Genomic DNA, 21,441 nt, shown 5'->3' with positions numbered 1-21,441 from the left:
CGTCCCGGACCGGCCGCCCGCTCCCCTCTGCGCGCGACGTGCTCCGACCACGGCGGCCTCCGCATGCCGGACGGCGCAGATGCCGCTGGTCAGCGCGGCATTAGCCCCCGCATCGCGGGAAGGTATCCGTGGGGACCGGCCGCACGGGCGGGAGGGAGCCCGGGCGATTCGTCACCGACCCAGGGAACAATCCGGCCACGCCTCTCGTTGACCAGGGCGAGACTTAAACTTGAGTCGATGAGACTCAACTGATTTGACACACGCCGCGCGGTGCAGGAGCATTGCGTCGGTAAGACTCAATCTTGACGGAGGACAAGAACTCATGGCACGTGCGGTCGGTATCGACCTGGGTACGACCAACTCGGTCGTCTCAGTCATGGAGGGCGGCGAGCCCACAGTCATCACCAATGCTGAGGGTGCCCGGACCACGCCGTCCGTCGTCGCCTTCGCGAAGAACGGCGAGGTTCTCGTTGGTGAGGTCGCCAAGCGTCAGGCGGTCACCAACGTCGAGCGCACCATCCGCTCGGTGAAGCGGCACATGGGCACGGACTGGTCGATCGACATCGACGGCAAGTCCTTCAACCCCCAGCAGATCAGTGCGTTCATCCTGCAGAAGCTGAAGCGGGACGCCGAGGCGTACCTCGGCGAGGACGTCACGGACGCCGTGATCACCGTCCCCGCGTACTTCAGCGACGCCCAGCGCCAGGCCACCAAGGAGGCCGGGCAGATCGCGGGGCTGAACGTCCTGCGCATCATCAACGAGCCGACCTCGGCGGCCCTCGCCTACCACCTGGAGAAGGAGGACGAGCACACCATCCTCGTCTTCGACCTCGGTGGTGGAACCTTCGACGTCTCCCTGCTCGAGGTGGGCGACGGAGTGGTCGAGGTCAAGGCGACCAACGGCGACAACCACCTCGGTGGTGACGACTGGGACCAGGCCGTCGTGGACTGGCTCGTCGAGCGGTTCCGAAGCAGCAACGGCGTGGACCTGTCCAAGGACAAGATGGCCATGCAGCGGCTGCGCGAGGCCGCGGAGAAGGCGAAGATCGAGCTCTCCAGCTCCACGGAGACCACGATCCACCTTCCCTACATCACCGCCTCGCCCGAGGGCGCGCTCCACATCGAGGAGAAGCTCACCCGGGCGGAGTTCCAGCGCCTCACCTCCGACCTCCTCGAGCGGGTCAAGACCCCGTTCCACCAGGTCATCAAGGACGCTGGCATCAACGTCAGCCAGATGCACCACGTGGTCCTCGTGGGTGGTTCCACCCGCATGCCCGCCGTCGCCGAGCTCGTCAAGGAGCTCACCGGCGGACAGGACCCGAACAAGGGCGTCAACCCCGACGAGGTCGTGGCCATCGGTGCCGCGCTGCAGGCGGGTGTGCTCAAGGGTGAGGTCAAGGACGTCCTGCTGCTGGACGTCACCCCGCTGTCCCTCGGCATCGAGACCAAGGGCGGCGTCTTCACCAAGCTGATCGAGCGCAACACCACGATCCCGACCAAGCGCTCGGAGATCTTCACGACGGCGGACGACAACCAGCCCTCGGTGCAGATCCAGGTCTACCAGGGTGAGCGCGAGATCGCGCAGTACAACAAGAAGCTGGGCGTCTTCGACCTGGCCGGCATCCCGCCGGCGCCGCGTGGCACGCCGCAGATCGAGGTCACCTTCGACATCGACGCCAACGGCATCGTCAGCGTCACCGCGAAGGACCTCGGCACCGGCAAGGAGCAGTCGGTGACCATCTCCGGCGGCTCGGCGATGTCCAAGGACGACATCAACCAGATGGTCAAGGACGCCGAGCAGTACGCGGAAGAGGACCGCAAGCGTCGCGAAGAGGCCGAGGTCCGCAATAACGCGGAGTCGCTCGTCTACCAGACCGAGAAGGTCATCAAGGACAACGAGGACAAGATCCCGGCCGAGACCAAGGAGGAGACGGAGGCCGCCCTGGGCGAGCTGAAGTCCGCTCTTGAGGGCAGCGACATCGAGGCCATCCGCACCTCCAGCGAGAAGGTCGCCCTGACCAGCCAGAAGATCGGATCCGCGATCTACGGCCAGGGCCAGGCCCCGTCCGAGGGAGCCGCCGCCGGCTCCGAGGAGGCTGGTGGCGCCGAGGAGGACGTCGTAGATGCCGAGGTCGTCGACGACGACACCGGCAAGCGCGACGGTAGCGCCTGATCAGGAGAGGAGCAGCCTGATGGCGCGACCGGAGCAGGACAACGACACGGACCAGGACGGTCCGGTCATCCGGGACAACCGCCGGATCGACCCCAAGACCTTCCAGGCCCGCAGCGCAGAGGCAGGAGAACCCACGGTGGAGGAGGCCGAGAAGCAGGAGTCCGAGGGCGTGACCCCGGAGTCCGAGCCGTCCGACGCCGAGGCCACGGCAGCGGCGACCGACCAGACGGACGGGGGCGTCGCCGAGGACGTCGAGGGCGTTCGGCAGCAGCTCGCGGAACGGACCGCCGACCTACAGCGGGTACAGGCGGAGTACGCCAACTACCGCAAGCGGGTCGACCGGGACCGGGCCGCGACCCGCGACCAGGCCCTGATCCAGGTGCTCGGGGAACTCCTTCCCGTCCTGGACGACATCGGTCGCGCTCGGGACCACGACGAGCTCACCGGCGGCTTCAGGTCCGTCGGTGAGTCCCTGGAGGCCCTCGTCACCAAGTTCGGCTTGGAGAAGTACGGAGAACAGGGCGACACGTTCGACCCGACCGTGCACGAGGCGCTCACCATGGTCCCCACGCCCGGGCTGAGCACGCCGACGGTGATCGAGGTATTCCAGCCCGGTTACCGCGTCGAGGAGCGGGTGGTGCGTCCGGCCCGCGTCGTCGTCGGCGGGCCCGCGGACGAACCAGAGGAGGCCGCCGAGTCGGCGGCCGCGCCGCCGGAGGACAATGAGTCCGCGACGGCCGAGGAGTCGGATGGCGCCGGGGACGCCACCGAAGCGAGTCGAGAGTAATGCGGAGTTCTCGTGCCCGGGGGCGACCCCGGGCACGAGAATCTCGGCCGGGTGGCAACGACGTAGCGGACGAGCGGGAGAAGGCTAGGCGCCGATGAGCACGAAGGACTACCTGGAGAAGGACTACTACAAGGTCCTCGGGGTCTCGAAGACGGCGACGCAGGACGAGATCAAGCAGTCCTACCGCAAGCTGGCGCGCAAGTACCACCCGGACGCGAACAAGGGCGACGAGTCGGCCGAGGACCGCTTCAAGGAGATCTCCGAGGCCTACAACGTCCTCTCCGACACCGACCGGCGCAAGGAGTACGACGACGCCCGGTCGATGTTCGGCGGGTCCTACCGTCCGGGGGGTGGCGGCGGGACCGGCGACTTCAACGTCGGGGACCTCTTCGGCCAGGCAGGACAGGCCGGTGGAGAACGCCTGAGCGACCTGTTCGGGGGCCTGTTCGGCAACCGTGGCCGCGGCGGTCCGACCACGACCCAGGCCCGACGCGGGGCCGACGTGGAGACCGAGACGACGCTGACCTTCCAGGAGGCCGCGTCGGGCATCACCCGTTCGTTCCGGTTGACCAGCGAGTCCGCCTGTGCCCACTGCAACGGGACCGGCGCCAAGACCGGGACGACACCGCGTGTGTGCCCCAACTGCGAGGGCACCGGGCACGCGAGCCGCAACCTCGGTGGTTTCTCCCTGTCCGAACCCTGCCCGGAGTGCAAGGGGCGCGGCCTCGTCGTCGACGACCCATGCCCCTTCTGCAGCGGCAGCGGCCGGGGGCAGAGCACCCGTACGATCCAGGCGCGCATCCCCGCGGGGGTGAGCGACGGGCAGCGCATCAGAATCAAGGGCAAAGGAGCGCCGGGAGAACGGGGGGGACCGGCCGGAGACCTCTACGTGGTGGTGCATGTGCAGCAGCACAAACTGTTCGGCAAGTCAGGCGAGAACCTCACCGTCACCATCCCGGTCTCCTTCCCGGAGGCCGCGCTCGGTGCCGACGTTCGGGTCCCCACCCTGAACGGCTTCCCGGTCACCGTGAAGATCCCACCGGGCACGCCCAACGGGCGGACGTTCCGGGTCCGCGGCAAGGGGGCGCCGCGACGGGACGGAACCATCAGCGACCTGCTGGTGACCGTGGAGGTGTCGGTCCCCAAGACCCTGAACCCCACGGCCCGTGAGGCCCTGGAGAAGTACCAGGCCGCCACATCCGACCAGGATCCACGCAGCGGTCTCGAGGCTCGCGCGAAGGGGGCCTAGAACATGAACGACAGACGGTTCGACGACGACACTCCGCTGTACGTCATCTCGGTGGCGGCGGAGATCTCCGGTCTGCACCCGCAGACGTTGCGCCAGTACGACCGTCTCGGTCTCGTCTCCCCCGGCCGTTCCTCCGGCCGGGGCCGGCGCTACTCCATGCGCGACATCCAGCTCCTGCGCGAAGTACAGCGCCTCTCGCAGGAGCACGGCATCAACCTCGCCGGCATCAAGCGGATCCTCGAGCTCGAGCGTGAGGTCGCGGAACTGCGGCAGCACGTGTTCCACATGCGCAACGAGCTGCAGGCGGCACGTAACGCCGTGGCGCGCCGCGGCGTGGGACAGACCCGACCGGGGGCCGAGATCCTGCCGGTCCGCCACGCGCGCGTCACGATCTTCGAGTCGGGCGAACCCCCCAGGTAGCCGACCGCCGCACACCGTCGTGTGAACCGGATCGACCCGAGGGGACGGGAAGTATGGACCTGAAGTACACCCGCAAGAGCCAAGAGGCCCTCTCCGGCGCGATGCGTCGCGCCACGACCGACGGCACGCCCAACGTGGAGCCCGTCCACCTGTTGGACGCGCTCGTGCAGCAGTCCGACGGCATCACCCGTCCCCTGCTGCAGGCGGTGGGAGCGAGCCCCAACACGGTGCAACAACGCACCGAGCAGGCGATCGACGCTCTGCCCAAGGTCAGCGGCGCCAGCGTCAACGCGCCGCAGAGCTCGCGGGAGCTCATCACCGTCATCAACACGGCCTCGCAGCGCGCCAAGCAGCTCGAGGACGAGTTCATCTCCACCGAGCACCTGCTCGTCGGACTCGCCTCCGACGGCGGGGAGGCCGCCCGAATCCTGCGCGAGGTCGGAGCCACCCCGGACGCCCTGCTGGAGGCGTTCGAGCAGGTGCGGGGCAACGCTCGGGTCACGTCGGAGAACCCGGAGGACACCTACCAGTCCCTGGAGAAGTTCGGCGTCGACCTGACCGAGATGGCGCGCGGCGGCAAACTCGACCCGGTCATCGGCCGCGACACCGAGATCCGGCGCGTCATCCAGGTCCTCTCCCGCCGCACCAAGAACAACCCGGTCCTCATCGGCGACCCCGGCGTGGGCAAGACCTCCGTGGTGGAGGGGCTCGCACAGCGCATCGTGGACGGCGACGTGCCCGAGTCCCTGCGCAACAAGCGGCTGGTGTCCCTGGACCTCTCGGCGATGGTCGCCGGCGCCAAGTACCGCGGCGAGTTCGAGGAGCGCCTGAAGTCGGTCCTGAACGAGATCAAGGAGTCGGAGGGGCAGGTCGTCACCTTCATCGACGAACTGCACACCATGGTCGGCGCGGGTGCTTCCGAGGGCGCCATGGACGCCGGCAACATGCTCAAGCCCATGCTCGCGCGGGGCGAACTCCGCATGGTCGGCGCCACCACGCTCGACGAGTACCGCGAACGCATCGAGAAGGACCCGGCGCTGGAACGGCGCTTCCAGCAGGTGCTCGTGGACGAGCCCTCCGCCGCGGACACCATCGCCATCCTGCGCGGGCTGAAGGGCCGGTACGAAGCGCACCACAAGGTGCAGATCGCCGACTCCGCGCTGGTGGCGGCGGCGACGCTCTCCGACCGGTACATCACCGCCCGCTTCCTCCCCGACAAGGCCATCGACCTCGTCGACGAGGCCGCGTCCCGCCTGCGCATGGAGATCGACTCCCGACCCGTGGAGATCGACGAACTCCAGCGCTCCGTGGACCGGATGAGGATGGAGGAGATGGCCCTGGCGAAGGAGTCCGACGAGGCGAGCCAGGACCGGCTCCGACGCCTCCAGGACGAGCTCGCCAACACCCAGGAACGCCTGGACGCGCTCAACGCCCGATGGGAGGCGGAGAAGGCGGGCCTGAACCAGGTCGGAGAACTGAAAGAACGCCTGGACGAACTCCGCAGCCAGGCCGACCGGGCCGAACGCGACAACGACCTCGAGACCGCGTCCCGGCTCCAGTACGGCGCCATCCCCGACCTCGAGAAGCAGCTCGCCGAGGCGTCCTCCGCCGAGGAGGAGGCCGAACAGAACGACGACCTCATGGTGAAGGAGGAGGTCGGCGCCGACGACGTCGCGGAGGTCGTGTCGTCCTGGACCGGCATCCCCGTCGGGCGGCTCATGGAGGGCGAGACCTCCAAGCTCCTGCGGATGGAGGACGAGCTCGGCAAGCGGCTGATCGGCCAGTCCGCCGCCGTGCGCGCCGTCTCCGACGCGGTGCGTCGCGCCCGGGCCGGCATCTCCGACCCGGACCGGCCCACCGGCTCCTTCCTCTTCCTCGGTCCGACCGGGGTGGGTAAGACCGAGCTCGCCAAGGCGCTGGCGGAGTTCCTGTTCGACGACGAACGGGCCATCGTCCGGATCGACATGAGCGAGTACTCCGAGAAGCACTCCGTGTCCCGACTGGTCGGTGCGCCGCCCGGATACGTCGGCTACGAGGAGGGCGGTCAACTCACCGAGGCGGTGCGCCGCCGGCCCTACACCGTGGTGCTGCTCGACGAGGTGGAGAAGGCGCACCTCGAGGTCTTCGACACGCTGCTGCAGGTGTTGGACGACGGGCGGCTGACCGACGGCCAGGGGCGCCAGGTCGACTTCCGCAACACCCTGCTCATCCTCACCTCCAACCTGGGCTCGCAGTTCCTCGTGGACACCTCCATGGCGGAGGCCGCGCGGCGGGACCGGGTCCTGGAGATCGTGCGCGCCACGTTCAAGCCCGAGTTCCTGAACCGGCTCGACGACATCATCATGTTCGACGCGCTCAGCAAGGACGAGCTCGCGCAGATCGTGAACCTCCAGGTGGACCGACTCGCCGAACGCCTCGCGAACCGGCGGCTCACGCTGAACGTCACCGAGGCCGCCCGGGACTGGCTGGTGACCCAGGGATACGACCCCAGCTACGGGGCCCGGCCACTGCGTCGCCTCGTCCAGGGGTCCATCGGCGACCCCCTGGCCCGGGAGCTCCTCTCCGGAGAGCTCCGCGACGGCGACGGCGTGCTCGTGGACAAGCCCGACGGCCAGGACCGGCTCGTGGTCGGCCCCACCCCGTCGGAGCTCACCGTCGGATAGGGACCGGCGCCCGCTGGGTAGACAGCCAATGTCAACCACCCCGGTGTTCGCTCCGCGCACCGGGGAAGCGTTCCCTCGTGGACGCTTTCGCACCCGACCAAGGCTGGTGAAGACCCCTCATGAGCGCCTGCCCGCGAGGCGGAGAGCACGACTGGATTCACTACCCAACCGAACGAGAGTTCCGCTGTTCCAAATGCGGTCAGCGCAGCGCACGTGCGCTGTGACGTGACTCCGCGTTGATTCACGAGAAACATCGACGGTCACGGGCACGCCCCCCGGCGCGCCCGTGACCCGTGTCCGGGCGTGGCCGCGGCTCCCGCCCGGAGCGTGGGGGCGGCTCCGTCACCGCACGACACCTGCGGGGTGCGCTCCCTCACGGAAGCGCCCCTGACGCCCTCGCTCGCCTCGACGATGGTCCGCAGATGACACGCCCACGCCCTGCCGTAGGGGGCCTGCGGACGGCGCCGACGTGGCCATGGCCGGCGGGATCGCTGCCACTGTGCGCGATGGTTCGGCGCACGGGGGGCCAGCGGGCGTGGCCCGGCCCGGGCTCCCGCCCGGGGGCACGGGGCTCGGCTCGTTCACCGCACGACGAATCGCCCCGCACGCTCCGTTCGGTGCGGGAATGTCGACCGGCGGCCGTGCTTCTGACACCGTGCGCGGTGGTGCGGCGCACGGGCTGACGGGGCTATGTTCCCTCGCGGGGGTAGCAGGCCCCGTCCATGACGACCTCGCCGGCCTTGATGGCGCGCCAGGTGACGGGTTGGTCCTCGACGTTGGCGCAGAGCTGCGCCCAGTTCCGCAGCGGGTCGAACCGCTCCGGCTCCGGGCCCGGCAACAGTGTGCTTCCGCGTTCGATCACCGTGTCGCCCATCAGCAGCTCGGTGTCGAACTGAGCGGCGTGCTGAAAGCGCATGAAACGCACCTTACTGCCTGGAGTCCCCGCTGGCGGGGCGTTTCGTGAATCGGCCGCCCGCTAGTGGGCCGCGCTCGAGTCCCTCCTCTCGAACGCGGCCCGGTCTCTTCCCCAACTCCCCCGGTCTCGGCCCGCCGGTCCTGCCCCCCTCGTGGGAACCGACGGGCCGAGGTGGGGCGCGCTCGAGCCACTCCCTCTCGAGCACGCCCCCGGAGCCCGGACCGTCAGCCCCACTCCCCAGTCGGGACCGAGGGTCCGGTGTGGGCGCGTTCGAGCCCCTCCTCTCGAACGCGCTCCGCGTCTCGACCGGCCGGTCCCGCCCCCCTCATGGGGACCGACGCGTCGAGACGGGCCGCCGGCACCGGGCCCCGCCCCCTCTACGGGGCCAACAGTGCCGGCGGCGTCAGGAGGGCCGCGCGATGTCCCGTAGGAGCTGCGCGGCCTCTGGATAAGTTCCCGGCAACGGAACGTTCCAGAGCTCCGCCCCGTGCCGACGACGCAGATCTCGGTCCAGACCGGCGACGCGGTCCGGGTCACCCTCGTCGTGCGCTGCCAGGATTCCGACGCGGCTCTTGCTCAGGAGCGCTACAGTCACTCCACCGCCGAAAAAGGACCGGAGTTCATGACTGACCACAATCAGGCGGGCGATACGGCTCCACGGGTCCGCCGCGGAGTCGACCACCGCGACGAGCAGCCGGTGCGACTCCTGCGGGGGATCACCCGCGGACGCCTCGTACAACTCGCCCAGGCGGGTGCGGAGGTAGCCGGGCACCGCGAGACCGGTCAGGGGGTCGCGGCAGTCGTCACGCGACCGCGTCCCGTCCACCCACCCCTCGACGAGCGCCTTCACCAACGGAAAAGGCGGGTTCTCCCCGCCGGTCACCTCACACAGGGCCGCGAAGTCCTCCATCGTGGCGCCGACCCCGACACCGGCCTGTGCCCGCTCGCCACCGAACTGGGCACACACCTGCGCCACGTCGCCCCGTGCGTCGACGAGCGCGCGGCACAGCGACTCGACCGCGGGCGTCCACCACTCCTCGGCCGACTCCCATCCCCGTTCGTGACTGTTCCAGCACCACGTCGTCCGCAGATCCTGCGGTCGTTTGTGATGTGTGCCCACCGGCCACCCGTGCATGGCCACCTCCCTTCTCCGGCGACTCGCGTCGCGTCCACCGCTTCCGACCAGGGCCTCCGTATGACTCCTGCGTTGTCGCCTATGTGGATAACTGGAATCTGCTGCGACTATGACGCGACTACGGCATGATTTTTTTCCTGTGGTTTTCGCCTTGGGTGGGGGGAGTGCCAGATTCCTTCACACATACGCCGATACGTGAACACGGCTCCATCCCCCTCCCACGTGGTCAGCGCCCCGGTCTCGGGACGCCTCGGAGGGATGATCGGTGAACGAAGGGTCCTACGGCTCGGCCGAGGCGGAGGTCGCGGACAACCAGCTATTGGATGCGGTTCGGGCCGGTGACACGTCGGGGTACGCCACCCTCTACGAACGGCACTGCGAGGCCGCACGGTCGCTGGCCGGTCAGCTCGCCCGCAATCGCTCCGAGGTCGACGACATCGTCTCGGAGGCCTTCGCCCGGGTGCTGAGCATCCTCCAGCGCGGAGCGGGGCCGACGGACGGGTTCCGTGCCTACCTGCTCGCCTCGGTACGCCACGTGGCCTACGACCGCCTGCGCGGGCAGAAGCGCCACGTGCTCACCGACGACATCTCACCCTTCGACTGCGGTGAGCCGTTCGTCGACCCGGCGCTGGAGGGGCTGGAGCGGTCCCTCATCGCCCGGGCGTTCCTCGCGCTGCCCGAGCGGTACCAGGCGGTGCTGTGGCACACGGAGATCGAGGGGGCGCGGCCGTCCGACGTCGCCCCCATCCTCGGCCTGAGCGCCAACGGCGTCGCGGCCCTGGCCTACCGCGCCCGGGAGCGGCTGCGTGAGGGCTACCTGCAGATGCACCTCGCCAACAACGCGCCCGAGGAGAAGTGCCGTCCGGCGCTGGAGCGCCTCGGGGCCTACGTCCGGGGCGGGCTGGCCAAGCGCGAGTCGGCGACGGTGGACGGCCACCTGGACTCCTGCGGGGACTGCCGGCACGTCTACGCGGAACTCATGGACGTCAACGTGGGGCTGCGCGGCATCGTCGGACCACTCATCGCCGGGGTCGGCTTCACCGGCTACCTGTCGGCGCTGCCCACGGCCGGGACCGCGGTCGGCGTCTGGGGACGTATGCCGAAGCGGCAGCAGCAGGGGGTCGCGGCCGGCGCTGCGGCGGCGCTGGTCATCGCGGCGGTCGCGCTCGCCCCGATCGGCGACCATCAACCGATCGACGACGAGTCGGAGGTGCCGGCCCAGGCGGCTCCGGACCAGCCTGGCGGCGGTGGTGGCGGCGGCGGATCCGGTTCGGGCGGCGGGGATGGTGACGGCGACGGTGGAGGTGACGGGGGCGACTCCGACGGCGCGGACTCCGACACGGACGGCCCCGACTCGGCGGCCGCGGCCGACAACGACGACCCCGACGACCCGTCCGTCGATCCGGCCGTCGCCGGCTTCTCGATCCCGGCGCCTCCTCCGCCCCTGTTCCCCGTCATCATCCCGCCGGAGGCCGTCGACCCGCCGGAGAGCGAGGACGACCCCGAGTACGGGGCCTCGATCGCGCCGGCGGGCGCACTGGTGCCCGGACGCCCCGGGGTCGTCGTGATCAGCCTGGTGAACAATGGCGGCGAAGGGACCGAGGAGCTCACGGCGGACCTGACCTTCCCCGACGGGGTGTCGCTGGCTCCGGGGGCCGCAGCCGGATCGTCGGCCCCCGCGACACCGCGGTCACAGACCGACGGATGGACCTGTGTTCCCGAACCCGAAGGGGCACAGTGCACACGCGCGGGTCTGGAGGCCGGCGCCAGCACCACCGACTACGTGGACGTCGACGTCGCCAGCTCCGCGAGCGGAGAGGGGACGCTCTCCCTCTCGGTGCGCACCGCTGACGGCGAGGTCCTGGCCGAGGCGGAGGCGGACCGAGGTGTGACCACCGACGGCGTCCCGGCGCGTTACGCGGGGACCGGGTCGCTGCGGGTGGAGGCGGTGGGCAACGCCCTGCTGCGCTGTACGGACGACAGCGAGCCCGACTTCCCGTTCGGTGTGCCCAACCCGGTACCTGGCCAACTGCCCATCGTGCCGGAACCGCTCGCCCCGAACCCCGAGCCCGGTGTCTCCACCGAACCCGCGTGGAACATTCCGGACCCGTTCAATCCCGAGGTTCCGGACGTCCCCGAATCGCCGGATGTCCCCGACCTCCCCGATCCGACCCCGCCCCCTGGGGTGGACGGCCCGGACCTCCCGCCCACTCCCGACGTCCCGGCACCCGACCCCGAGGAGGACCTGCCGGAGGTCCCGTCGGAGCCCGAACCGGAGGACGACGCGGACGAGGGGTCGTGTGCGCAGGCCTTGGAGCGGGGCGGCGACAACCGGAACAACGACGCGTGGTCGATGCGCCCGGCCGACGATGACGACGACCCCACGACCTCCATGTCGAGTGCCGCGGAGCTGTCCGTCCCCGAAGGGGCCGAGGTGCGCTGGGCGGGACTGTACTTCTCCGGGGTCGCCGATCCCGCCTCCGGCGCCACGGCCCGCCTCCGCGGACCGCAGGCCGACGGCTACACCGAGGTGCCGGCCCAGGAGGTGGACTCCGTGGAGCTCCCCAACTACTCCGCCTACCAGGGATTCGCCGACGTCACCGAGCAGGTGCGTGACCAAGGAGGCGGTACGTGGTGGGTCGCGGACATTCCCGGGGAGGCCGGAGTCGGCCACTACGCGGGGTGGTCCCTGGTCACCGTGATCGACGACCCGGACGCGCCCAACCAGACCGCGATGGTGCTTGACACCGCCCAGGCGATCCAGCACGACTCGGACGGCATCGCCTTCCCGCTCGCCGGTCTGCTCCCGGCCGACGCGGCGGCGCGGTTCGACGTGGTGGCCTGGGAGGGCGACGCCGACATCCCGGGTGACCAGGTCCTACTCGACGAACAGCCCCTGACGCCGCTCGGCGGGGACCAGGACCCGAACAACGCGTTCGCCAGCTACTCCCAGGGGGCGGTCGGACCGCCGCTCACCTTCGGTACCGACGTCGTGGGGTTCGAGGGCACCTTGGAGGCGGAGTCGGCGGTACGGCTGGTCACGGAGCAGGACGCGCTCGCCGCGGGTGTTGTCGCCGTCACAGCGGAGGCCCCGTGATGACAGCCCCGTCCCCCCATTTCACTCGGACACAAATTGTGCTGACAAATCGACCCAAACTAGAAATCCCCAGCTCAAACCCGTCCCAAATCGAATCACACGGGTTCGTCAGTAACTCCAATTCCAGGCGCGGAGTATTGGTGGACGCGTAGCATCACCTCTGCCGGGCATCCACGAACACCATCGCCAAGTACCCTGTGGCGCGATGGATCACCACGGGCTCCCGACGGGCAGTGACGCAGGAGTTCACTGCGGCCCGGTGTAGGAGGAGACGGGCTCGACCGCAGAACCATTTGCGGCTTTGGCTAGGCTTTGCCCGTCCCACGTAGATTTCGGAAAGATCGAGAATCCCATGCCACACAGGTGTGGGTTCGACCGCGTCGAAAGAAGGGACGGTGCCACGTGGATCGCTGCGCGCTGTTCGTGGACGCCGGTTATCTCCTGGCCGACGGTGCGATGGCCGTGCACGGAACTCGCAACCGTGACTCCGTTTCCTGGGACTACCCAGGACTCGTGCGGCTCCTTAACGAGATCGCGCACGACCGTACCGGGCTGCCGCTGCTGCGCTGCTACTGGTACGAGGCGACGGTCGAGGGCCGCCGCAACACGGAGCAGGACACCATAGCCGACATCCCCGGAGTGAAGGTTCGAGCGGCCCGTATCCGCCCCGGCCGCAGAGAAGGCGTCGAGAGCTACGTTCAACGGGACATCACCACCCTCGCCCGTTCGGGTGTGCTCTGCGAGGCCGTACTGGTCAGCGGGGACGAGGACATGGTGCCCGTCGTCGCCGACGTCCAGGACCTCGGAGTCCGCGTCTCCGTGGTGCAGGTGGAGATGGGGGCCGACGAGTCAACGTTCGCGCGGGAGCTGCGGCGTGAGTGCGACGACCTGATCGAGGTCGGCGCGACGCACCTGCGGCCGCACGTGAACCTCATCAGCGGGGCACCGGAGTCCGCGACCGAGGGCGTCTCGCTCGGCCCGGCGCCGCTCACCAACGGCCACGCCCGCACTTCCGACACCGACGTCAACCGCCACCCCGTCTCGGTCCACCCGGGCGAGTCCCGGATGAAGCCGGTGCGGACCGGAGGCGGCGCCGTCTTCGGCGCGGCCGAGGGTCACCCCTCCGCCGAGGGCAACGCAATGGAGCAACTGCGCGCCATGCAGCAGAGCATCGCCCAACGGCGCACTGGCGACCACCTGGCTCCGCACCAGACTCAGCCCCCGATGGAGCACGTGTCCAACGACGCGATGGGGCTCGCCTTCCCCACGGGCGCACAGCCCGCGGCGGGGCAGCCCGGGGGCCCGCCGGCACCAGGTGGCCACACGGGGGCGCAGCCCTCCCACGCCGCCAGCTATCCGACCGGCGCGAGCCCGGCGTACCCGATGAACCCGGCCACCGGGGCGAACCCCAGTCACGCGGCGCCCCAGGCCCCGGATCAGCAGACGGTGCGGCTCTCCCCACAGGCCTACCCACCCACCGGGGGCCAGCCCAGTCACGCGCACCACCCGCAGGCGACACCGACGCCGCCGGAAGGCCCGCCACCGACGCATGGACCGCCGGGTCCGGAGCAACAGTTCCGGCCCAACCACGATCCGCGCTCGGGGGGGTGGGCACAGCCCAAACCCTACGGGTGGGGTCAGTAGCCACGCCGATCACGGTTACGCCGAGGCGGAGTCGTCACCGACGAACCCGTCCGCTACTGGCCCCGAACCCCAGCCGTGGCCCCGCCACGGCCCCGCGACCAACCCCACCCCACAGATCGGCTACATCGCGGACAACGCGTCCGGTCCGTCGCCGGCCGACGCTGTGGAGGTGGCCCGCCAGGAGGGAAGCGATTTCGCGTCCGCGATCAAGGGCGCACCGGCGTTGTGGATCGAGGCGGTCCTCGCGCGTCGACCGGCGATGCCGTCGGACCTGGAGGCCCGAATGTTGCAGGGGTCCGCGTTACCCGTGGACCACCTGCTCCGCGACGAAGTCCGTGAAGCACTGCGGGACGGCTTCTGGCAGGCACTGGAGCGCGCCCGCCAGTAGGGGTGGAGGTCACAGTGAGCGATGACGCGGCCGTTCGCATCAGTGTGTCCGATCTCGACACCTGGGAGGTGTGGGCGCTGCAGTCCGGCGAACACGCCACCGCCGCGGAGCACCTCGCGTTCCTCGCGGAACAGGTCGGCCCGGCCAGCGAGGTGCCCCGGGTGGAGCTCCTGGTCCGGTCCGGTGAACAGTGGGAACTCGCCGAGGAGCACGAGCGGGCACTGGCCACGTACCGGACCGCGGCCGCCGACGGGCGTGAGGCCATCCTGGACCCTCGCGCCCTCCAGATCGGTCCCCTCTTCCACCTCGGCCACACCCACGAGGCCCGCCGCCTCCTCACCGTCCTCGACGCTGAGGGGCCCCGCAATCTCCCCACCCACATCGCGGTGGTGGAGTCCCTCTACGCCCACGGCCACCTCGCCATGGCCCGCGACTGGGGAACCACGGGCTACACCCGCTTCCAGAGCCAGAACGTGTCGCCCTTCATCCACAACCTGTTACAGAGCCTGCTCCGCACCCGCTATCGGGTCGGAGTCGACCTCGGCCTACCAGAAGACGACCTCGACCGCCTCATCACCGACACCTAGGCGCGTTCATCCACAGACTGTGGACGAAACTGAGCTCCCCCCGGCCACCGCGCCATGTTCATAGTGAGCGGCATGGCGCCCCCTAGTCTCGACCAGCCCGTGCGAAGGCCGCGTTCACGCGGCCAACCGGGCCAAGGAACGGGAAAACACGCCCCGCGGAGCGTGTCATTGGGTGCCGCGGCCACCCGCCGAAGGCGCCGTTCTCTGCGTGGACCCGTTGATGCCGGCCACGGCGGGCAACCCCGCGCCGCCGGATGCCGACAATCAGGAAGACCGCCGCGCGCAGCGCGACCTTTGTGCGTAGTGGGGAGGATCCGTGGCGGCGGCCAAACGCGGCCCCAACCACGGCGGCCAGCGCTGCACCTCGGCAGCCCCCCACGCCAAGCCCCCTGCCATGCGGAGCATGTCATCCAGGGGCAACCGGACACGGCGTGACCTACACGGGGAACTGGCCTCCGTGAAAGGCACACCCCGGGAGGTTCGGCCGTGGCGGCCAGCCAGATGGAGACAGACGCCGCCAATCAAGAAGACCGCCGCGCGCAGCGCGACCTTCGTGTCGTGGGGAGGACACCGCCGCCACAGAAGACCACCACGCGCAGCGCGACCTTATCGGGTTTCGGTGGTGACCCAGGTCAGGTAGTCCGGATTTCCCCCGATAACCGGGACCGCGACGACTTCGGGGACTTCGTAGGAGTGGTGCTGGCGGAGGTGGGCGACCACGGCGTCCAACCGGTCGGTGGCTGTCTTGACCACGAGGAGCCACTCGGGGTCGTTGTGGACGTGGCCCTCCCAGCGGTAGAAGCTGGTGATCGGCCCCGTGACCTGGACGCAGGCGGCCAGGTTCGCCTCAACCAGGGAAGCCGCCAGGCGTTCGGCCTCGGACTGGGTGTCGGTCGTTGTCTCCACCCGGACCGTTCCGGGGGTGGCGTCGGTCATCGGCACTCCTTGCCGCTGCTCATCTGGGCTGGTCTAACCTCGAATCCTATGAGCGAGCGTGCGGCCCTGCTGGGGCACATCAACGAGAAGGCCGTGGTCCACGGTCGGGTCACCCTGTCGTCCGGCAAGGAGGCCGACTACTACATCGATCTGCGTCGGGTGACGCTGAGTGGCGTGAGTGCTCCCCTCGTGGGGCGGGAAATGCTGGCGGCGACCCGGGATCTGGAGTTCGACGCCGTTGGCGGTCTGACGCTCGGCGCGGACCCGGTCGCGACGGCCATGCTGCACGCGGCGGCGGCCGAGGGAGGGTCGCTGGACGCCTTCGTGGTGCGCAAGGCGGAGAAGGTCCATGGGCTGCAGCGCCGGATCGAGGGGCCGGACGTCGCCGGACGGCGGGTGTTGGTGGTGGAGGACACCTCCACCACCGGGGGATCCGCGCTCACCGCGGTGGAGGCGCTACGTGCGGCGGGCGCTGAGGTGGTCGCGGTGGCGGTCCTCGTCGATCGTGGTGCCCGGCCGCACGTCGAAGCCGAGGGGCTTGCCTACCGGGCGCTCTACGACCACACCGAGCTCGCTATCTGACCGGAGCCGCGTCACGTCCCCTCCGCCTGGGCGAGGAGCTCGCGTGCGGCGACACGGGCCTCCTCGTCCCCGTGCGTCCGAAGGATCTCCTGGGCACGGCGCAACACCTGAATACCGGTCTGCCGCTGGCCCGTGAGCAGGCGGGCCTCGCCGTGCCGCAACAGGGCCTCCCCCTCGAGGCCGTGTTGGCCGGTGGCGGCGAACGAACGCTCGGCCTCCTCCGCGGCGGCGATGGCGGCCACGTACTGGCGCGTCTCGATCAGGACGTCGCTGAGGTTGTGTGAGGCGAGCCCCTGCTTGTAGGTGTTACCGGCGGCGGCGAAGTACCCGTGGGCGTGCTCGTAGTGTGGGGCGGCCTCGGCGAAGCGCTCCAGCTCGTGCAGCGCGGCGCCGAGGTTGTTGTGGGCCTCCCCCGCGAAGCCGCCGTCGGACTCCGGGCGGCAGCTCTGGACCACGCGCTCCAACACGGCGGCGGCGTCCTCGGGGCGTCCGACCTCCAGCAGCGCCACACCCAGGTAGTGGCGGCGTTCGAGCTGTTCCTTGCGGGACGCCGACTCCTTGGTCCGGTCGGCCACCTCCAGGTACCCGACCGCGGCCGCGAAGTCGCCCTGTCGACACAGCGCCACACCGAGGATCCCCGAGATCCGGCCCTGACGCCGTTGGTCTCCGGCCTGCTCCGCCAGCTCCACGAGGCGCCGGTACACCGGGATGACCTCCGCACGGTCGCCCGCGCGGGCCAGGGCCCGCACGCGCCGCTCCAACGCGTCCACCTCGCCTGGGACGTCGCCTTCCGTGGCGCACAGGCCGGCGAGACGGTCATATCGCGCCGCGGCGTCGGCGAACCGTCCGGCGGCGGCGAGTGCTGCGGCCAACCGGGAGAGGGCCAGGCGCTGCGCGTGCCGGTCGAGGCCCCCGGCGGACTCCATCGTGTGCTCGCGGACCGCGACCGCGTCCTCCAGCCGCCCCGCCATCAACAGCGCGGTCCCCAGATTGGTGCGCGCGGAGACCTCGCCCTCGCGGTCGCCCATCTCCTCGAACGCGGTGACGGCCGCCTCCAGGGCGGAGACGGCCTCGGGGAACCGCTCCGCCTCGGCGAGCGCGCTGCCCAGGTTCCCCCACGCCTGCGCCTCACCGAGCCGGTCTCCCTCACGTTGGAAGAGCTGGCAGGCGCGTTCGTGTTCGGAGATGGCGTCGGCGACCCGCTCGTTGAGGCGCAGTGCCGTGCCGAGGTTGGTGCGTGCCGCGGCCTCTCCGGTGGGGTCGGCGGCCGCGACGAAGGTCGCGACGGCGCTCTCCAGCGCGTGCACCGCCTCGTTGAGGAGACCCGCGTCGATGAGAGTGATCCCACGATCAAGGGTCTCGTGGCCGCCGCTTGTCGACCGGGACGTCGCGGGAGCGTCGGGCATTGCGTCACCGCCTGGGGAGTGCAGTCTCCTCCCAGGATAGGCGCCCGCGGGTGATTTTCCCCGTCTCCTCGACTAGGCGAGTCTTGCGGCACCTCACATAATCAGTCCGCAAGGTCCCGTTTGTACGCCTCGCGCAGGCGCCGTTTCACCGAGGCGGGGAGAAGGCGCGCCCCGACCCGTCGTAGCCCGCGCGGGAGTGCGGCACGAAACCGCAGGGCACGCCCCATGAGCGGATCCGGATCGGCCGGCGCCTCGTCGACCTGAACCGCGAGGGTGCTCAGATCGGCGGTGTAGTAGGGCCAGACACGGGCCGCGGAGCGCGACGATGTGGACACAACCCGTGCGGGGTATCGGATGACACGTTTATGTTCACCGATCCCGACCAGTGAGCGACCCAGCCGCATGGTCTCACCGGAGGAGAGGCGGAGACGCAGCTCCCAGAAATCCTCGCTCTCCCTGCGTGGGGAGACGACGGACCGCAGCGGCATCACGGCACGGACGGATCCGTCGCTCTCCACCGGGGCGTCGAACTCCCGAATTACGGACTTGTCCCGCCGCATCATCACCCGCAGGCGGGCGTGTGGGTCGGCGTCGGTGCTCCCGTGCACGACGGCGTCGATCGTGCACGTCGCGGCCCCGACGTCGATCTGACGCACCTCGGCCCACTGAGGGAAACGCCGGACGGAGAGGGACAGTTCGTTGGCGGACCCGCGCACCGGGACGGCGACGCTCAGTCCCGCGGCGCTGGCGTTGGACGAGTGGGCCCGGGCGTCGATGCTCACCTCCTGGACGGTGCTCTCCACCCCACCGTCGACGCGGTACACGGCCCAGCGTCCGGTTACGGGGGTCTCCTCGGCCGTCACCCGGACACGGCCGTCCCCGGTGGGGGTGAGTCGCTCCACTCTCGGCTCACCGCCTCGCGGCTTCGGCCCGCGGAGCACCACCGCCTCCGGGGGCTTGGCGAAGGAGAGCTCGACGTCGCCCGACGGTTGGGCGACCGCCGTGCACGTGGGCCGCTCCGCCCGCGCTCCGGACAGGGCCGGCAGTGGGTTGGTCGGCACGCTGATCCCGGTCAGTTCGGAGAGCAGTTCCTCGTGGCGGGCGGCGATCACGCCGGGGTCGAACCGGGCGGAGTTGCGGATCGCGGCCTCCGACATCCGGCGTCGTAGGTCGTCGTCACCCATGAGGGTGCGCAGCCCCTGCGCCAGGGCGCCGACGTCACCGTTGCGGACCAGCAGGCCGTCCTCACCGTCGCTGATGATCTCGCCGGGGCCGACGGGGCAGTCGGTGCTCACGACGGGAAGCCCGGAGCGCATCGCCTCCACCAGCGTCAACCCGAACGACTCGTAGCGGGAGCTCATGGCGGACATCGAGCCCAGCGCCCAGGCCTCCTCCAGTCGTCGGTGGCTGCCCGGCAGGACGACGCTGTCGCAGAGCTTGCGCGTGCGAATGTGGCGGCGCAGCGCCTCCATCTCCTCGCCCCCGCCGTAGATGCGCAGCTCCCAGTCGGGGAACTCCGATCGCACCTGGGCGAAGGCGTCGATGAGGAGGTCGAACCGCTTCATCGCGACCAGCCGACCGGCGGCGACGATCGTTTTGGCGTCCTCCCGGTTGGCGACGAACGTCGGGGCGGGGCAGGGATTCGGGATGGCCAGCACCGGCATCTCCCCGACGTCGACGCTGTCCCGGTAACTCTGGGCGTCCGCCTCCGTCACGGTGACGATGCCGTGCAGGCGCGGGTACTCCCGCACGAGCACGTCGCGGTACTCACGGGAGTAGGAGGAGAAGGGGACGTGCGCCTGCGCGACCACCGGGATGTGGTCGGGCGCCATCTCGGTGAGCATGATGTTCAGACCGGCCCGGACGCTGATGATCACGTCGGCGTCGGTCGACCGCAGGAACTCCGCCATCCTGTCGTCCACGAGCTCGCTGAAGAAGTGCGACCGCCCGTCCCGCGCCGGGAAGTACGCCGAGGGGCGCCCGGACCGGGGATCGTTCTCGTAGATCCGCCGTCCGTCCTCGCCCTCCTCGTCCGGCAGTGGGTGGCGGATGTCGACGAAGCTGGTCAGCCGCACGGTCGGGCTGAGCGGTAGGAGGGGCTTCTCCCTGCTGCGCAGCACGGACACTATCTCCACGTCGTGGCGTGACGAGAGCGCTTCCGCCTGGGTGAAGATCGTTCGGACCGTGCCACCGATCCCGAAGACGTTGTGGTGAAAGAAGACGACCTTCATTCGGTTCCTACCCCGCTGCGACGCCATGCGATTCTCACTGTAAGTAGTGGATCCATCATAATCAGTTACATGACCTGCCAACCTAGCGTGTTGGCGGGGGAACGGTCGCTTTCGGTCGGGCCCGGCGTCAGGGACGCTCTGGCCGAACGTCCCGTGGCGCCTCGCCGAAGGCGCGCCGGAACGCACGGGTGAAGTGCGCGTGACTCGCGAAGCCCCAGCGGTGCGCCACGTCCGCGATGGTCAGCGCCGAGTGCGCGGGGTCGCGCAACTGTTCCCGAGCCCGCCGCAGGCGGCGCTCGGCGATGTAGCGAGCCGGCGTCGTGCCCTCCGGCTCGAAGAGACGGGCGAGGTGCCGTACGGACACCCCCGCCACCGCCGCGACCCGGTCCACCGACAGGGCCGGACTCCCCAGGTGGCGATCCACGTAGGCCTTCGCCCCGGCGAGCCGCAGGTGACTGCTCGCGCTCACCGCGTCCATCCCGGTGGCGAGGCCGCCCAGCACGTCCAACGTGCGGTCCTGGAGCCGCTGCGGATCCTCCACCTGCCGGGTCACGGTCATCCGCATCAGCGCGGCCAGTTCGGACCGCAGCAGCGCCCGCTCGTCGGGGTCCTTGCCCATGAGGAGAGGGAAGCTCCCCCGGGCGACCTCGTAGCGGTCGGTGAAGACCGACCGGGGGATGTCCAGGAGCAACTGCCGCATCGGTCCGGTGAACCCGAAGAGGTAGGGACGGCGGGTGTCGTAGAGGACGAGATCCCCGGGCGCGAGGGTCAGGTAGCCGTCACCGTGGTAGAAGAACCCGGTGCCGTCCACCAGGAGACTGGCGAACACGGCGTCCTTGGGTTCGGTGCGGCAGAGCTCCGGCGTGCGTTCGATGACGTGGGCGCCACCGGAGATGTCGGCCAGCCGGAGGTCGCCCAGCTCGTAGTTCACGCCAGCGGCCCACAGCCCCTCGGCGTCGTAGGAGGTGCAGGTCAACCCCACGAGATGCCGGCGGTTGTGCTCCTCCCAGAAGTCGACCCGATCCGCCGGGTCCACGAACCTGGTCGATCCCTGCGCGATCACGCGGACGGTGTGCACGGCCCACCTCCACACGACGTGGTACGCGGTCGGTCGACGCCGGCTGCCAGCGCCGGAGCCACCAGCGTACCCGTCCCGTGGTTCGGGCCCCGTTCCTCGGCAAGGGGGACCCGAGGAACGGGGTCGGCCCCGGCCCGATCCGCGTCCGC

At 70.1% G+C, this 21,441-nt stretch carries 16 protein-coding genes; 10 read left to right on the top strand and 6 right to left on the bottom strand.

What is annotated here, in order from left to right; genetic code table 11:
- The first annotated feature begins 322 nt into the window (after nucleotides 1-322).
- From dnaK to clpB, 5 genes are all read left to right on the top strand, one after another.
- Nucleotides 323-2,173 carry a molecular chaperone DnaK gene (dnaK, locus tag J4H86_RS16985; RefSeq protein WP_236538742.1) on the top strand — a complete coding sequence of 617 codons (1,851 nt, stop codon included), beginning with the start codon at nucleotides 323-325 and terminating at the stop codon, nucleotides 2,171-2,173.
- Between the two features lie 19 nt (nucleotides 2,174-2,192).
- Nucleotides 2,193-2,960: a nucleotide exchange factor GrpE gene (gene grpE, locus J4H86_RS16980; RefSeq protein WP_236538741.1), complete on the top strand. Its 768-nt coding sequence runs from the start codon at nucleotides 2,193-2,195 to the stop codon at nucleotides 2,958-2,960.
- 94 nt (nucleotides 2,961-3,054) lie between these two features.
- A complete protein-coding gene (gene dnaJ / locus J4H86_RS16975; RefSeq protein WP_236538740.1) occupies nucleotides 3,055-4,209 on the top strand; it encodes a molecular chaperone DnaJ in 1,155 nt (384 codons plus the stop codon).
- A gap of 3 nt (nucleotides 4,210-4,212) precedes the next feature.
- On the top strand, nucleotides 4,213-4,629 hold the full coding sequence (locus J4H86_RS16970) for a heat shock protein transcriptional repressor HspR (RefSeq protein WP_236538739.1): 417 nt from the start codon (nucleotides 4,213-4,215) through the stop codon (nucleotides 4,627-4,629).
- A gap of 53 nt (nucleotides 4,630-4,682) precedes the next feature.
- Complete coding sequence (clpB, locus tag J4H86_RS16965) at nucleotides 4,683-7,292, top strand: ATP-dependent chaperone ClpB (RefSeq protein ID WP_236538738.1); 2,610 nt, start codon at nucleotides 4,683-4,685, stop codon at nucleotides 7,290-7,292.
- Nucleotides 7,293-7,980: 688 nt separating this feature from the next.
- Here the strand turns inward: clpB and J4H86_RS16960 are convergent.
- Nucleotides 7,981-8,208 carry a hypothetical protein gene (locus J4H86_RS16960; protein ID WP_236538737.1) on the bottom strand — a complete coding sequence of 76 codons (228 nt, stop codon included), beginning with the start codon at nucleotides 8,206-8,208 and terminating at the stop codon, nucleotides 7,981-7,983.
- 403 nt (nucleotides 8,209-8,611) lie between these two features.
- The gene (locus J4H86_RS16955) at nucleotides 8,612-9,343 is read right to left on the bottom strand and encodes a hypothetical protein (protein WP_236538736.1); all 732 of its coding nucleotides are present in this window, start codon (nucleotides 9,341-9,343) and stop codon (nucleotides 8,612-8,614) included.
- Nucleotides 9,344-9,608: 265 nt separating this feature from the next.
- Between J4H86_RS16955 and J4H86_RS16950 the strand changes: the two genes are divergently transcribed.
- From J4H86_RS16950 to J4H86_RS16935, 4 genes are all read left to right on the top strand, one after another.
- Entirely contained in the window at nucleotides 9,609-12,440 is a 2,832-nt protein-coding gene (locus J4H86_RS16950) for a sigma-70 family RNA polymerase sigma factor (protein ID WP_236538735.1), read from the top strand.
- 402 nt (nucleotides 12,441-12,842) lie between these two features.
- The gene (locus J4H86_RS16945; RefSeq protein ID WP_236538734.1) at nucleotides 12,843-14,084 is read left to right on the top strand and encodes an NYN domain-containing protein; all 1,242 of its coding nucleotides are present in this window, start codon (nucleotides 12,843-12,845) and stop codon (nucleotides 14,082-14,084) included.
- A gap of 169 nt (nucleotides 14,085-14,253) precedes the next feature.
- A complete protein-coding gene (locus J4H86_RS16940) occupies nucleotides 14,254-14,472 on the top strand; it encodes a hypothetical protein (protein WP_236538733.1) in 219 nt (72 codons plus the stop codon).
- 14 nt (nucleotides 14,473-14,486) lie between these two features.
- Complete coding sequence (locus tag J4H86_RS16935; protein ID WP_236538732.1) at nucleotides 14,487-15,059, top strand: hypothetical protein; 573 nt, start codon at nucleotides 14,487-14,489, stop codon at nucleotides 15,057-15,059.
- Between the two features lie 606 nt (nucleotides 15,060-15,665).
- Here the strand turns inward: J4H86_RS16935 and cutA are convergent.
- Complete coding sequence (gene cutA / locus J4H86_RS16930; RefSeq protein ID WP_236538730.1) at nucleotides 15,666-15,995, bottom strand: divalent-cation tolerance protein CutA; 330 nt, start codon at nucleotides 15,993-15,995, stop codon at nucleotides 15,666-15,668.
- Nucleotides 15,996-16,043: 48 nt separating this feature from the next.
- Here cutA and pyrE point away from each other — a divergent pair, with 48 nt between their 5' ends.
- The gene (gene pyrE, locus J4H86_RS16925) at nucleotides 16,044-16,577 is read left to right on the top strand and encodes an orotate phosphoribosyltransferase (RefSeq protein ID WP_236538728.1); all 534 of its coding nucleotides are present in this window, start codon (nucleotides 16,044-16,046) and stop codon (nucleotides 16,575-16,577) included.
- 11 nt (nucleotides 16,578-16,588) lie between these two features.
- Here the strand turns inward: pyrE and J4H86_RS16920 are convergent, their stop codons facing one another.
- The 3 genes from J4H86_RS16920 to J4H86_RS16910 all read right to left on the bottom strand — a co-directional run bounded on the left by J4H86_RS16920 (nucleotide 16,589) and on the right by J4H86_RS16910 (nucleotide 21,292).
- Nucleotides 16,589-17,983: a tetratricopeptide repeat protein gene (locus J4H86_RS16920; RefSeq protein ID WP_236538727.1), complete on the bottom strand. Its 1,395-nt coding sequence runs from the start codon at nucleotides 17,981-17,983 to the stop codon at nucleotides 16,589-16,591.
- A gap of 101 nt (nucleotides 17,984-18,084) precedes the next feature.
- The gene (locus J4H86_RS16915; protein ID WP_236538726.1) at nucleotides 18,085-20,241 is read right to left on the bottom strand and encodes a glycosyltransferase family 4 protein; all 2,157 of its coding nucleotides are present in this window, start codon (nucleotides 20,239-20,241) and stop codon (nucleotides 18,085-18,087) included.
- Nucleotides 20,242-20,341: 100 nt separating this feature from the next.
- Entirely contained in the window at nucleotides 20,342-21,292 is a 951-nt protein-coding gene (locus J4H86_RS16910; RefSeq protein WP_236538725.1) for a helix-turn-helix domain-containing protein, read from the bottom strand.
- Between the last annotated feature and the right edge of the window lie 149 nt (nucleotides 21,293-21,441).

Source organism: Spiractinospora alimapuensis (genome assembly GCF_018437505.1).
In the GTDB taxonomy this organism is placed as follows: Bacteria; Actinomycetota; Actinomycetes; order Streptosporangiales; family Streptosporangiaceae; genus Spiractinospora; species Spiractinospora alimapuensis.
Note: the sequence above shows the minus strand (reverse complement) of the source record. Positions and strands in the feature narration are given on the sequence as shown.